The sequence below is a fragment of the Streptomyces himalayensis subsp. himalayensis genome, from assembly GCF_013778455.1.
Lineage (GTDB): Bacteria > Actinomycetota > Actinomycetes > Streptomycetales > Streptomycetaceae > Streptomyces > Streptomyces himalayensis.
Window position 1 is genome coordinate 54,134 of record NZ_JACEHE010000021.1, and the last position, 14,314, is coordinate 68,447.

Below are 14,314 nucleotides of genomic sequence, written 5' to 3' on the forward strand. Positions count from 1 at the left end.
CGCCCCAGAAGGGGCGCGGGGACCTGCTCGGCCAACTACAACGGCGCTACGGCACCCTGACCCACTGCGCCTTGCTCGGCGTCCCCTGGTCGTCCGTTACGAACAGCATGTACCAACCGGATTCGACGAGATTGCGGCTCTTCGGAATGGTGACCGTCACGCCCTCCGACGTCTTCTTCAGATCCAGCGCGATGGAGCGCTGGTCGACGTCGGTGACGTGTGTGGAGGCGCTCGGCCGGATCAGCCGTGCCGTCTTGATGGACGCCGAGTGCTTCGTGGTGAAGGTCGCCGACTCGCCGCGCTTGACGGTCTTCGGGCCGCCGCCCAGCGTCGGCTGCGAGCCCTGGTAGAGATACGGCGGCGTGTAGATCTCGATGCGCTGCTCGAAGGTGCCCGGCTTGGTGTTGGCCTTGTCGGCGTAGAGCGAGTCCGAGCCGAAGAACATCACGCGGCCGTCGGGCAGCAGCAGCGAGCCGGAGTGGTAGTTGCGGCCGACCAGCGGGTCGGCGACCCGCCGGAGGCTGTTGGCCTTCGCGTCGTAGATCCGTGCCTGGAGGATGTTGGAGTCGCCGCGCCCGCGGTAGTCCTCGGAACCGCCGGAGACCAGCACGGTGTCGTCGGGCAGGATCGAGGACTGCGGGTAGCGGGTGCCCTTCTCCAGCTCGGGACCGTCCACGAACTTCGGGTCGTCGGCCAGCAGGTCGATGATGCGCGTCTTCTTGCTGGACTTCTTGGACTCGCCGACCCCGCCGCCGCCGATCACCATGTACTTCTCGTCCTGCGCGGGCGGCAGCAGCACCGTGCCGGCGGTCTCCAGCAGCTTCTTGTCGCTCATGCCGGGGACCTTGCTGAACTTGTTCGTCTTCAGGTCCCAGATCCCCGGGTCACGGCCGACGTCGTCCGGGCCGTACCCGGCGTTCGCCCCCGAGTAGAAGAGCTTTCCGTCCTGCATCAGCGAGATCGCCGGGTACGTCGGGAACTGCCGGACGTCCTTGGTGTACGTCCACTTCTTCGTCTTCGGGTCGTAGATCTCGTTCTTGCCCGGCACCAGCTGACCGATCTCGTCCAGTCCGGAGAGGCTGAGGATCTTGCCGTCGCTCAGCGTGGTCAGCGTCGGATACCAGCGCGCCTCGTTCATCGGGTCGACCTTGATGTACTTCTCGGCGACCGGGTCGAATTCGTAGGCGTCCTTGATTCCCTGGAAGTCCTTCTTGTCCAGGGCGAGTTTCTGCGCGATGCCGTAGGTGTTGCGGGCGTCGGCGCCGGTCAGGCCCTGCACGCGGTAGTTGTCCTGGGTGCCCGTCTCGTACTTGCGGCCGCTCTTCTGCGCCTCGACATAGATACGGCCGAGGCCCGGGTCGTTGCGCAGGAACTTGCCGGTCTTCTTGTCGAAGACCTTCTTGGCCCGCGGGACGAGGATCGGGTCCTTGGAGACGAACGTCTTGCCGTTCTTCTTGCCGGTGAACCTGGTGCCCGCCGGCAGCGTGATCGGCTTGTCGGGGTTCTCGTTGTGGACGATCATCAGGCCGCCGGCCTTGGTGACATCGCCCTCCAGCTTCTCGTACCGCTTGGTGCCGCCCGCGATCAGCAGATTGCCGTTGGCGAGCTGGGTGTGGCCGGTACAGAACAGGTCGGTGGGGGTGGGGATCTTCTTGATGGTCTTCTTCACCGGGTCCCAGAGCCGGGTGTCGAACTTCTTCGCGTCGAAGTTCTTCTGGTTGTTCCCGGAACCGGCGACCAGAAGGACCTTGCCGGTGTGCAGCAGCGCCGCGTGAATAGTGTTCTGCCGGTACTCCTCCGGGAAATCGACGATCTCCCAGTGGCCGTTCTCGGCTTTGTACTCAGGTCTGTTGATCTTGTACTGGTGGTACTCCTCCGACCCGAACCGGTAGAGAGCCGGTCCGTTCATGCCGGCCAGAGCAAGAACCACCGCCGTGCCTATCGCGATGCGGCGGGCACGGCGGCGGCTGGAATGGTCTTTCACTTCTTACGTCCCCCAAGGGCGATCTGCATGGTCTGGTCCGGGGCCTCCGGCTGGTCCGGGCCGGCGGCCTGACGGTCGGGGCCGGGCGCCCGGTCGGCGGCGGCCCAGCTCGGCTTCTGCTGCGGCGCATGCGGACCGTGCGGGGCCGCGGCGCCGGGTGCCAGGGCATCGGGGGACTCGGCGGCACCCGGCTCTGGTGCCGTGGCCCGCTTCTTCTTCTCCTGGCGCATCTGCCAGCGCCAGGCGAAGATCGGCGTGGCGGTGATCAGCATCGCGAACGACGCCCAGATGATCATCGCGGGGTGGGAGTTGCCGAAGTAGAAGCCGGCGGCCATCGAGGCGCCGAAGATCAGGATGAAGTACCAGTGGTACCGGAAGGTCCCGAACCACCGGTCCGGGCTCGCCGAGTCGCCCTTGGGGGTGACCACGAACTTGCTCTTGCGGCGCAGTACGGCATCGATCAGCGCCTTCGCGTAGAGCGGCGCCGACAGGGCGGACATGACCATGCCGGCCACACCGCCGGAGCCCTCCGGCTCGTGCGGCGAGACGTTGTGGCGACGGTTCCAGACGTAGAGACCGATCTGCAGAGCGGAGGCGTTGCCGTAGAGCATCAGCCAGATCGTCGGGTCGATGTTCACACCGGAGGCGCCGAGGCCGAGGAACAGCGCGCAACTCAGCGCGGCGAGTATCCAGTTGAGGGCCGACATCGGGTAGAAGATGATCATCATGGTGTAGTTGAAGAGCTTGCTCGGCGGCAGCGAGAACCAGCCCTTCCAGTACTGCTTGAGGATCGTCTCGTACGTCCCTCGCGACCAGCGCATCTGCTGGGTGAAGAAGTCCGTCCAGGCGCTGGGACCCTCACCGACCGCGAGCACGTCCGGGGTGTAGACCGACCTCCACTTCTTGCCCGTGGCCGGGTTCTTGTGGCGGTGGATCTCGAAGCCCGTCGCCATGTCCTCGGTGATCGAGTCGTACAGACCGCCGATCTGCTTGAGCGCCTTGATCCGTACGGCGTTGGAGGTGCCGACGAACATCGGCGAGCCGTAGCGGTTGCCGGCGCGCTGGATCAGCGCGTGGAAGAGGAACTGCTGCGACTCGGCGGCCTTGGTGACGAAGTTGTCGTAGTTGCCGTACACCTGCGGGCCGATGACGAAGCCGACGTCCGGGTCGCGGAAGAAGCCGAGCATCCGCTCCAGGTAGTTCGGCAGCGGCACGTGGTCGGTGTCGACGGAGGCGAAGTAGTCGTAGTCGTCGCCGTGGGCGTCGAGCCAGGCGTTGTAGTTGCCGTGCTTGGTCTTGGCGCGGTGCGGGCCCTTCGCCTGGTTCCACTTGGCTATGCCCTTGCGGGAGAAGTGGTGCACGCCCAGGCGCTCGCAGACGGCCTTCACCTCCGGGTCGTCGCCCTCGTCGAGGAGCCAGATGTGCAGCAGTCCGCGGTGGCGCAGCTTGACCGCGGCCTCCAGCGTCTTCGTCACCATCTCGAGCGGCTCCTTGCCGGGCACGAAGGAGGTGAGGAAGGCGACGCGGGTGCCGGTCTCGGGCACCACCGGAATCGGATCGCGGGCGACGAGGGTCGCGTGCGCGTTCGACACGACGTTCATGACGCGGAAGAACTCGATCAGGCCGATCGCGACGAGCATGACGACGTCGAGGGCCGGCAGGAAGTCGTACGCCGGATAGTCCCTTTCGGTCCAGTGCTGCGGCTGCAGCAGCCAGGCGAGCAGGACCAGGGAGAGCAGCGGAGCCGCGCCCAGCATCAGGGCCGCACGGATGCGGTGCGGCTCCTGCGAGAGCAAAGATCGGTACCGCACCTTGTACGGCTTGGTCGGATCGGGTTGAGTAAGGGGGCCGGCGAGTCGGCTGTAGTGCTCGTAGTCGTATCTCGGAAGAGTTTTCTTGAGCCGGAGGAAGCCACCCGTGCGTTGCGAGACCATCCTCAGCTGAGTCGTCTGGGACGGGTCGAACTGCTGCCGGGCGCCCGTTGGCGTCGACGTCATGAGTCATCCCCCCACACGCGAGTCACCGCGTGTTCGTTGTTCCGAACGCCCGCTCCGGTCCCCCTCGACCTTCCTGGACGCATCAGTGGCAGGCCACCGTCACCTGAGACACGGAACAGCGCCCTTCCGGTTGCATGATGCCCCCCTCGGCATCGGCTCGTGAACGGGGCCCCTCTCCCCGCCCTCCCCGGGCAACCGGCGTCGAGCCTCCAACTGCCCCGCACCTGCTGTCTCATAGGAGCCAATAGCTCACATGTCAGGGTTCTACGCCGTTCATCATGATCGCAAGAGCACTTCTGGCTAATCCGGCCGTGCCGGTGTTCGGGCTGCAGGAACGTTTGTCCATGATGGTGCGCGACTGCCCCGCCGTCGTGGTGCTGCGCCACCCCGTTCCGCCCCCGGCGGCACGGGGTGGCACAACAGGAACGGTCACCCCGCGCGGGCAGCGCAAAGGCCCCCCGGTTTCGCGAGGGGCCTTCTGTCTGTGCGCCGCCAGGGACTCGAACCCCGGACCCGCTGATTAAGAGTCAGCTGCTCTAACCAACTGAGCTAGCGGCGCCTGCTGACCCGGAGAACTCTACCCGAGGCCGACGGGTGCTCCTGGCCACGCCGGGCCGATGGAATCCCGAAGAAGGCACGGCCGGCCTACCCCGAGGTGGCCCGCTCCATCATTCGGACCGTCAACATGCGACATCTTCGGACAGTTGAGAAACTGACGATCATGTAGATGTGCTGACATTTTCTTTCAGGAGTGTGAGGGAAATCTCATGGATGCTCCGGTATTCGAGGAATTCGATCCCGCGATCGGCTGCGACTGCCCCGGCTGTGTTCACTTGCGGCGTGTCGCGCCGCATTCCCTGCCGGTCCGCCTTGGCGGGCATCCCGCGGCCCATGGCGCCCGCCGCGCCCTGGTGGTGGCCGCGGCTGCGGGCGCCATGCTCGGCGCGAGCCAACCGGTCGGGGCCGTCGCCGCCGACCTGCGTCCGGAGCGGCCCGCCGCCGCACCGGCGGCCGACGAGCCTGATGCCCCGCAGGGCAGCAGGGCGCCGCTGTACGGGGGGGACCGCCCCCGGGGAAACCGGGAACCGGCGGCGGCCGCGACTACCCGGGCGGAGATCATCAACAGGGCCAAGCAGTGGGTCGCCGCGAAGGTGCCCTACAACATGGGGAAGTTCTGGGCGGACGGGTACCGGCAGGACTGCTCGGGCTTTGTCTCGATGGCCTGGAATCTCGGCACCAACGAATGGACGGGCAGCCTCGGCTCATACGGGGTGCGTATCAAGAAGGAGGAGCTCCAGCCGGGCGACATCCTTCTCTTCCACAACCTCACCAACCCGGTGAATGGGTCACATGTCACTGTTTTCGGCGGCTGGACGGACTACACGCACAAGGATTACCTCGCGTACGAACAGGTCCGCCCGAATACCCGGAAAATGACCACCCCCTACGCGTACTGGACCCATTCGGCGAGCTATGTGCCCTACCGCTACAAGGGCCTGAAGACGGAGACGGGCGGCGGCTCCGGCGGGTCCGCCGCGACCCCCTTTCCGGGGGCCTCGTACTTCGGGCCCGGCGCGAACAACAAATACGTAACGAAGTTGGGCCAGATGCTGGTCGCACGCGGCGGCGGCCGCTTCTACACCTCCGGTCCGGGTCCGCGCTGGACCGAGGCGGACCGCAGGGCGACCCAGGCCTTCCAGCTGGCGCAGGGGTGGAAGGGGAGCGGCGCCGACGGGATTCCGGGGCCGAAGACCTGGGACTACCTGGTCAACGGGAAGGGCCGGGACATTCCGAAGGCGGCCGACTCGCGTGGGACGCCGGGCACGGTCGGAAACGGTTCGGGGTCCGGGAGCAGGGCGCCCGCGTTCCCCAGCAACGCGTACTTCCGGCCAGGGCAGTCCAACAAGTACGTCACCGAGCTGGGCCGGCAGCTGGTGAAGAAGGGCTTCGGCAAGTACTACACGAAGGGGCCGGGGCCCCGCTGGAGCGAGAGTGACCGGCGCAATGTCGAGGCGTTCCAGCGGGCTCAGGGCTGGCGCGGCGCGGCCGCCGACGGCTACCCGGGACCCGAGACCTGGCGGCGGCTCTTCTCATGACGGAGGCACGGATGAGTGCGACCACACCGGAGTCCCCTCGGCCCGAGGGGACTCCGGAGCCCGGGGCCCGGCCGCCGAGGCTCATCCAGAACGAGTCCACGACCGAGATCCCCGTGCACATGCTGTTCCGTGACGATGCCGGGGTGGCCGCGGGCGTGGGAGCGGCAGCGGACGTGGGGCCGGACGGAGTGCGCGTACCGCTGGGGTCCGCCGTCGTGGGCAGCGGCGGTCCGCGGCCGGGTGTGACGCGGTCGGCCGGCACGAAGACCGCCGGTCCGCAGACGAGCGACGCTCAGCCGCAGCCGTATCCGCGTGCCGTCCGCCGGGCCGAGGCACGGGGCACCGGGCGGGTTCCGGCGCGGGCGGGGGTGCGGGTGGGGCTGCGTCCGGCGTCCGCGGATGACCCGGAGCTCGTCGAGTGGCCGGGGCGGGCGCTGCCCGGGTCCGTCGGCGTGCTCGCCGGGGTCGTGGGCGCGGCGGGCGGCTCGGGCTCGCTGTGGTGGTCGGGCGTGCTGCCCGATCTGGTGGCACGGGCGGCTGGGCTGTCGGGATACGTGGGTTCGGGGCTCGGGGCGGCGCAGTGGGCGACGCTCGCCGGATCCGGTGTTATCGCGAGTTGCGGCTTCGGCGGGCTGACGCGCGGTCAGGTCGGACGGGCCTGGGCGCTGACGCTCTTCGGCCGCTACCGGGGGACCGTCCGGCGCACCGGTCTGCTCTGGGTCAACCCGCTTCTGCTGCGGCGGCGTGTCGACGTACGGCTGCGGCACTGGCGCAGCGAGCCGATGCCCGCGGTCGACGCCAACGGGGTCGCGCTGCGCGTCGTCGTGCTCGTCGTGTGGCGGGTGAAGGACACCGCGCGCGCTGTGCTGGCTGTCGACGACCACCAGGAATATCTGCGCGACTGCGTCGAGGCGGCGCTGACGCGGGTGGCGTCCCAGCGCCCGGCCGACGCGCCGTTCCCGGGCACCGGTGGCGGGCGCCTCCTCGAGAACGTCCCCACGCTGCGCGACACGGAGGCCGTCGCCGACGCGCTGACCCGGCAGGTGGCGGCGGACGCCGAACCCGTCGGCATCGAGGTGTTCTCGGTGCAACCGGTCCGGATCGAGTACGCCCCGGAGGTGGCAGCCGTGATGCAGCGCCGCCGGATCGCGGCGCTCGATGCGCTGCACCGGGACACGGTACTCACCTCGGTCGTCGACTCGGTCGAGGACACCGTGTCCCGGCTGACCACCCGCGGTCTCGTCGAACTGGACGACTACGAACGCAAGGCGCTGGTGAAGGACCTGACGGTGGCGTTCTACACGGGGCGGGCGAGCGACGGGGCGTGAGGGGGCGACGGCGCTGGGGCTTCGCCCCCAGCCCCCGAGCACCCAGACGGGCTCGTCCTCAAGCTCCCCCAGCCAACTCCCCAGCCAGCGCTGGGGGTGCCCCCAGGAGGTGCCCCCGGACGGGCTGAAACAGCCCCTCCGTGCCGATGCCGTCGAACCCTCCTCCTGCAATTGGTATGGACATGTTCAAGTGCCGCTCATAATCTGAGCTTGGTCTAGACCTGAACTCCCAGCGGACCTGCCCGGTCTGATCCTCTGTCATGCCCGGGTCCCCGCGGTGCACGCGTGCTCAAAGAACTCCCCCACGTTCTCGAGGAGCGGCATCATGCGACGCAAGAAGACATACGCGGCCCTGCTGGGCCTCACCACGGCCGGGGCCCTTGTGCTCTCGGCCGGCGGCGCCAGCAGCCACGGCTACACCGACCTCCCCATAAGCCGGCAGAAACTCTGCGCCAACGGCACCGTGACCGGCTGCGGCGCCATCCAGTACGAACCGCAGAGCGTCGAGGGCCCCAAGGGCTTCCCGGCCGCCGGTCCCGCGGACGGGCAGATCTGCTCCGCCAACCACACCAACTTCGCCGCGCTGGACAGCCCGAAGACCCCCTCGGGCGGAGCCTGGCCGACGACCCGGGTCACGGGCGGACAGAGCTACACCTTCCGCTGGCAGTTCACGGCACGGCACTCCACGACCGACTTCAAGTACTTCATCACCAAGAACGGCTGGAACGACGGTCAACCGTTGACCCGGTCGGCACTCGAGTCCACGCCCTTCCTGACCGTGCCCTATAGCGGTCAGCCGCCCGCGACGCTCTCCCGCTCCGGCACGCTCCCGTCGGGCAAGACCGGGCACCACGTCATCCTCGCGGTCTGGACGATCGCCGACACGGCGAACGCGTTCTACGCCTGCTCGGACGTTCAGTTCTGAGGCTCTGAGGCTCTGAGCTTCTGAGGCCTGGTCAGGGATTCTGCTCCGGGCTCTCCTGCACCACTCACCGTTAGGTTCCGCGCACGCCCTGCTCGTCGTACTCGCCGTGCATGCCATGCATGCCGTGTGCGGCCGTGCGGCTGTGCGGCGTGTGCGGAGCCGTACCCTCTCAGCGAGCCGCGGACGTATCACCCGAAGAGACCTGTTTTTATAGTTTTTTCACCATTTCGCGCCCTGCTGCACGGAAATCCGGTGACCTCGGGGGCTTCATGGGAGGGAGCCGTCCGCGGGTGCGTGGTTCCTCGCTCATCCGGGGTGGACGGTGCCGGAGCGAGGACCGCGGAGGTTTCCGATGCGCAAGTGGCTGCCGCTGACCGCGGTGTGCTTGGGCGCGTTCATGCTGCTCGTCGACATCACGATCGTGACCGTCGCCCTGCCCGACATGGCCGCCGCACTGGACACGACATTCGCCGATCTTCAGTGGGTGATGGACGGCTACGCCCTCGCCCTGGCGGCCCTGCTCCTCGGCGCGGGCTCGCTGGCGGACCGCGTCGGCCGGCGGGCGGTGTATCTGGGCGGGCTCGTGCTGTTCGCCGCCGCCTCGCTCGCCTGCGCCCTGGCGACGGGACCGGACCAGCTCATCGCGTTCCGCGTCGTCCAAGGCGTCGGCGGGGCCGCCATGTTCGCCACCACCATGGCCCTGCTCAGCGGCGCCTACCAGGGCCGGGACCGGGGTGTCGCCTTCGGTGTGTGGGGTGCGGTCAACGGTGCCGCGGCCGCCGCGGGACCGGTGCTCGGCGGACTGCTGACCGAACATCTCAGCTGGCGGTGGATCTTCTACGTCAATCTGCCGATCACCATCGTCGCCGTGCTCGTCACCGTGCGCGCCATCAAGGAGTCCCGCGATCCAAGGGCCCCCCGCATCGACGTACCGGGCATGGTCGCCTTCACGCTGGCCGCCGGGGCGCTGACGTACGGCCTGATCCGGGCCGGTGACGCCGGCTGGGGCGACGGGGCGACGCTCGGGCCGCTCGCGGTGAGCGCCGTGGCCGCCGTCGTCTTCGTCCTGATCGAGCTGCGCACGCCCCATCCGATGCTCGATCTCTCGCTGTTCCGCAGCCGGTCCTTCACGGCGATCATGATCGGCGGAGTCCTGCTCGCCTTTGCCGCGTACTCCTGCCTGGCGTACTTGTCGCTGTGGCTGCAGTCCGTACGCGGTATGGGGCCCGTGGCCGCCGGTCTGGCCGTGGTGCCGATGAGCGTGGCCGCGTTCGTCGTCTCCGCGCTCACCGGGCGGTTTCTGCACGGGGTTTCGCCGCGTCTGACCATCGGTGGCGGGCTGCTGCTCGTCGGCGTGGGTGCGCTGCTGCAGTCGTTCGTGAATGCGGATTCGACATGGACCGTGCTGCTGCCCGGCCTCGTCGTCACCGGGATCGGCGTCGGCATGTCCACGCCGGTGATGGCGTCAGCCGCGATGGCTCAGGTGGCGTGGCAGCGCGCCGGTATGGCCGGTGGAGCCCTGAACACAGGCCGGCAGCTGGGCAATGCGCTGGGAATCGCCCTGCTCGGCGCGGTCTTCCAGGCGGGTCTGCTCCGGGTGCTGCACGACGGGCACGCCCTGCCCGACGCCGAGCGCGCGGCCGGCGCGGTGAGCGGCGGCCGAGCCCAGAGCGTGATCGCCGACGCCGCACCTCAGGAGCGGGCCTCCGTCGCCCACGAGGTGCATGCGGCCTTCGCCTCGGGTCTGCAGGACGCCCTCCTGCTCGCCGGATGCGCCGGGCTGCTGGGCGGCGTGATCGTACTGGTGCTGATGCGCCGCCCGGACCCGGCTGCCGACAGCCAGGGCCACCGGCCGGCGGCGGAGCCGGCCGCGGCTGCTCCGGCGGGTACGAGCTGAGCGGACGCGGAACCGGCTGTTGGCCTGCCGGGGCTCGGTGTCCCGCGCGTAGCGGCACAGGCAGGTACAAATCGGTGCGCTTGCCCGGGAGTTGGGTGCTCGTTCGGTGAAAGCTCAACTGGTCCAGACCTATTGACCTCTGGTCCAGACCTTTCTATTCTCGCGGCACTGCGGTGAGCGTGTCATGGACATGCGCGGTCCTCCCGGACGCGGATGTTTCTCAAGCGTGCGTGCTCACGGGCGGCGCAGGCCTGGTTCCACCCCCATGTACGACCGGACCTCACCCCGAGGAGGCGCAGGATGCGCTTCAGAGACAGAGCCGTGGCAGGGCTGACCACCCTGTTGCTCCCGTTCGCAGCGCTGGTCGGCCTGGCGACCCCCGCCGAAGCCGCGACATCCGCCACGGCCACGTACGCCAAGACCCAGGACTGGGGCACGGGCTTCGAAGGCAAGTGGACGATCAAGAACACCGGCACCACGAGCATCAGTTCCTGGACCGTCGAGTGGGACTTCCCCTCCGGCACCTCGGTGACCTCCGCGTGGGAGGCCGACGTCACCGGCTCCGGCACCCACTGGACCGCCAAGAACAAGTCCTACAACGGCACGCTCGCCCCCGGAGCCTCCGTCTCCTTCGGCTTCAACGGCGCCGGTTCCGGCTCGCCGAGCGGCTGCAAGCTCAACGGCGCATCCTGCGACGGCGGCAGTGTCCCCGGCGACAACCCGCCCTCCGCGCCCGGCAAGCCCACGGCCTCCGACATCACGAACACCTCGGTCAAGCTCAGCTGGACCGCGGCCACCGACGACAACGGGATCAAGAACTACGACGTCCTACGTGACGGCACCAAGGTCGCGACGGTCACCGGAACCTCGTACTCGGACACCGGTCTGACCGCCGGAACCGACTACTCGTACGCCGTGCAGGCCCGCGACAGCGCCGACCAGACCGGCCCGGTCAGCAGCTCCGTCGCGGTACGCACCACCGGCGGCTCCACCGACCCGACTCCCAGCCCCGGCAGCAAGGTCAAGCTCGGCTACTTCACCGAGTGGGGTGTCTACGGCCGCAACTACCACGTGAAGAACCTGGTCACATCCGGTTCCGCCAGCAAGATCACCCACATCAACTACGCGTTCGGCAACGTGAAGAACGGCCAGTGCGTCGTCGACGACACCTATGCCGCGTACGACAAGGCCTACACCGCCGACCAGAGCGTCGACGGCGTCGCCGACACCTGGGACCAGCCGCTGCGCGGCAACTTCAACCAGCTGCGGAAGCTCAAGGCCAAGTACCCGAACATCAAGGTGCTCTACTCCTTCGGCGGCTGGACCTACTCCGGCGGCTTCGGCCAGGCCGCGCAGAACCCGGCCGCCTTCGCCGAGTCCTGCTACAACGTGCTCAACGACCCGCGCTGGGCGGACGTGTTCGACGGCATCGACATCGACTGGGAGTACCCGAACGCCTGCGGCCTCACCTGTGACACCAGCGGTTCTGCGGCGTTCAAGAACCTGATGTCGGCGCTGCGCAGCAAGTTCGGCACCAGCAAGCTGGTCACGGCCGCGATCACCGCCGACGGCTCGTCCGGCGGCAAGATCGACGCCGCGGACTACGGCGGTGCCGCGCAGTACGTCGACTGGTACAACGTGATGACGTACGACTACTTCGGCGCCTGGGCGGCGCAGGGCCCGACGGCCCCGCACTCCCCGCTCACCAGCTACTCCGGCATCCCGACGGCCGGCTTCAACTCGGACGCGGCGATCCAGAAGCTCAAGGGCAAGGGCGTCCCTGCGGGCAAGCTGCTGCTGGGCATCGGCTTCTACGGCCGCGGCTGGACGGGCGTCACGCAGTCCGCTCCGGGCGGCACCGCGACCGGGCCGGCGGCAGGGACGTACGAGCAGGGCATCGAGGACTACAAGGTCCTCAAGACGTCCTGCCCGGCCACCGGGACGATCGCCGGCACGGCCTACGCGCACTGCGGCAGCAACTGGTGGAGTTACGACACGCCGTCGACGATCGCCGGAAAGATGACCTGGGCCAAGAACCAGGGCCTGGGCGGTGCGTTCTTCTGGGAGTTCAGCGGTGACACCGCCGGCGGCGAGCTGGTGAGCGCCATCAACAGCGGCCTGCAGTAACCGTAGCCGCACCCGGACAGACCGGGGAGACGGGAACGCCCCCCGTCTCCCCGGTTCTCATTGTGAGAGCCGGCTGCGACCGGATATCGGATTCCGTTCGGGGTGATCACCATGTTGATCTGCGTCTCCCGCTCGTGCGGCCCTCGCCTCGTCCTCGACCTCTGAGACGCCCGGACCGCTCCGGTTTCCGCCGGGGGCCCATCGCCCGGGACGGGAAGCCCCGACGACAAGGGGGCGCGGAACCGTGCGCACGCCCTCGCACGTGCACCTGAGCGCCCTTCCCGGTACGGCCGAAATACGACAATCGCCCCGGTCAAACATACGTGCTGGACAGGACAGGCCGCAGTGGCCGGTTTCCAGTGCCTCACCGTTGCCTCCCCAGCTGGCAAGTGCCTGGTGGGCAGGCCAGCGGCGCGTGGGGCCAACCCTTCTCGCACTCCCGCAGCTCCACCCCGCCACGTATCAGCATTTGGGCAAGATGCGTACTGCATCGCACAGTTGGGATCAAAATGCAACACGTAAGGTTTCAGCCAAAGGCAACAAATGATCTTGGCTGCGATGGGTCGACTTGTGGACCATGTTCATGTCGGCAGCCTGGGGGACGGGGAACCACTGCCCGACGGAGAACCCCCCGTTCCACCGGACGCGGGGAGACGCGGAGAAGGGCTCGTCGTGGGACGCTATTTCACAACCCAGAGACACGAGGATCTACGACAGCGTGTGCGCGACTTCGCCGAACGCGAAGTCCGCCCCCGTATCGAGGACATGGAAACCCAACGTGTCGTCGCCCACCAGTTGTCCCGGCTGATAGCCCGTCAGGGCCTGATCGGCGCGACCATCGACATGGCGTACGGCGGAATGGGCGCCGGACACCTGGCCAAGACCATCATCATCGAAGAAGTGTCCCGCGTCAGCGGGGCGATGGGCGCAATGGTCCAGGCATCGCAGCTGGGCACAGCCAAGATCATCCACTTCGGAAACGAGCAGCAGCGGCAGACCTGGCTGCCGCGCATCGCCGCGGGTGACTGCCTTCCCACGATCGCGGTCACTGAGCCGGAATCAGGCGGCCACGTCCTGGGCATGGCCGGCACGGCGGTCCGTGACGGCGATGACTACATCCTCAACGGCCGCAAGGTCTTCGTCGGAAACTCCCATGTCGGAGACCTGCACGGCGTCGTCGTCCGTACAGGCCCCGGATCGAGGGGGCTCTCGGCTTTCCTTGTCGAGGCCCACCGGCCCGGCTTCTCGCTGGCCGAGCATCAGCCCGCGATGGGACTTCACGGCTTCTCGTTCGGGGAGCTGAGATTCGACAACTGCCGGGTGCCGGCGGCGAACCTGCTCGGCAGGGAAGGCCAAGGCCTCGATGTCGCCTACAGCTCGTCGATCCTCTACGGGCGCCCCAACCTCACCGCGGTCAGTCTGGGCATACACCAAGCCATCCTCGAGGAGACGACCGCCTTCTGCATCGAGCGCGAGAGGTACGGCAAACCGCTCGGCGAGCTCGGCAACATCAAGCTCAAGCTCGGCAGAATACAGTCCCGGCTCATGACGGCCCGACTGGCCGCCTACCACGCCGTGCACTTGCTGGACCGCGGGCTGCCCTGCGACGCGGAACTCATGAACGCCAAACTCCTCAACCATGAGTACGCCATCGAGTCGGCCAACGACGCCATGGAGATCCATGCCGCGGCGGGCTTGTTCACCAACCGGCCCATAGAGCGCTATCTGCGCGACGCGCAGCACATCTACGCGCCGGCCGGCACGAGCGACGTCCAGCTCCTGCGCCTGGGCGAACTGGCCCTCGGCACCAGCAAGGGGCAGTGGTCCGAGCGCCTGGCCGAGCTGGTGCGGACCGTGCCGACGGAGCACCGCCAGGAGGAGCAGCTGGCGACAGCCGGCCACCCGGTCTGAGACGCAGCCCGGCGACAGCCGGCCACCCGATCTGAAACGCAAGGGAGCC

Annotated in this window: 8 protein-coding genes and 1 tRNA gene; 6 read left to right on the plus strand and 3 right to left on the minus strand. The window is 68.2% G+C overall.

Features of this window, described 5'->3' with window-relative positions:
- Positions 1-46 precede the first annotated feature (46 nt).
- The 3 genes from glxA to H1D24_RS29055 form a co-directional block, all read right to left on the minus strand.
- Positions 47-1,984, minus strand: a complete 1,938-nt coding sequence (gene glxA, locus H1D24_RS29045) for a radical copper oxidase GlxA (RefSeq protein WP_181660682.1) — start codon at positions 1,982-1,984, stop codon at positions 47-49.
- Complete coding sequence (locus tag H1D24_RS29050) at positions 1,981-3,981, minus strand: glycosyltransferase family 2 protein (RefSeq protein ID WP_181660683.1); 2,001 nt, start codon at positions 3,979-3,981, stop codon at positions 1,981-1,983. The genes glxA and H1D24_RS29050 overlap by 4 nt, the downstream gene beginning before the upstream one ends.
- A 485-nt stretch (positions 3,982-4,466) precedes the next feature.
- A tRNA-Lys gene (locus H1D24_RS29055) sits at positions 4,467-4,540 on the minus strand.
- A 208-nt stretch (positions 4,541-4,748) separates the two neighbouring features.
- Between H1D24_RS29055 and H1D24_RS29060 the strand changes: the two genes are divergently transcribed.
- From H1D24_RS29060 to H1D24_RS29085, 6 genes are all read left to right on the plus strand, one after another.
- Positions 4,749-6,077, plus strand: coding sequence for a peptidoglycan-binding protein (locus H1D24_RS29060; RefSeq protein ID WP_181660684.1), 1,329 nt, complete (start codon positions 4,749-4,751; stop codon positions 6,075-6,077).
- A gap of 11 nt (positions 6,078-6,088) precedes the next feature.
- Positions 6,089-7,405, plus strand: coding sequence for an SPFH domain-containing protein (locus tag H1D24_RS29065; RefSeq protein ID WP_181660685.1), 1,317 nt, complete (start codon positions 6,089-6,091; stop codon positions 7,403-7,405).
- A 325-nt stretch (positions 7,406-7,730) separates the two neighbouring features.
- Positions 7,731-8,330: a lytic polysaccharide monooxygenase auxiliary activity family 9 protein gene (locus H1D24_RS29070; protein ID WP_181660686.1), complete on the plus strand. Its 600-nt coding sequence runs from the start codon at positions 7,731-7,733 to the stop codon at positions 8,328-8,330.
- Positions 8,331-8,682: 352 nt separating this feature from the next.
- Positions 8,683-10,227, plus strand: coding sequence for an MFS transporter (locus tag H1D24_RS29075; protein ID WP_181660687.1), 1,545 nt, complete (start codon positions 8,683-8,685; stop codon positions 10,225-10,227).
- Between the two features lie 300 nt (positions 10,228-10,527).
- On the plus strand, positions 10,528-12,354 hold the full coding sequence (locus tag H1D24_RS29080) for a glycoside hydrolase family 18 chitinase (protein ID WP_181660688.1): 1,827 nt from the start codon (positions 10,528-10,530) through the stop codon (positions 12,352-12,354).
- 672 nt (positions 12,355-13,026) lie between these two features.
- On the plus strand, positions 13,027-14,265 hold the full coding sequence (locus tag H1D24_RS29085; protein WP_181660689.1) for an acyl-CoA dehydrogenase family protein: 1,239 nt from the start codon (positions 13,027-13,029) through the stop codon (positions 14,263-14,265).
- Positions 14,266-14,314: the final 49 nt, after the last annotated feature.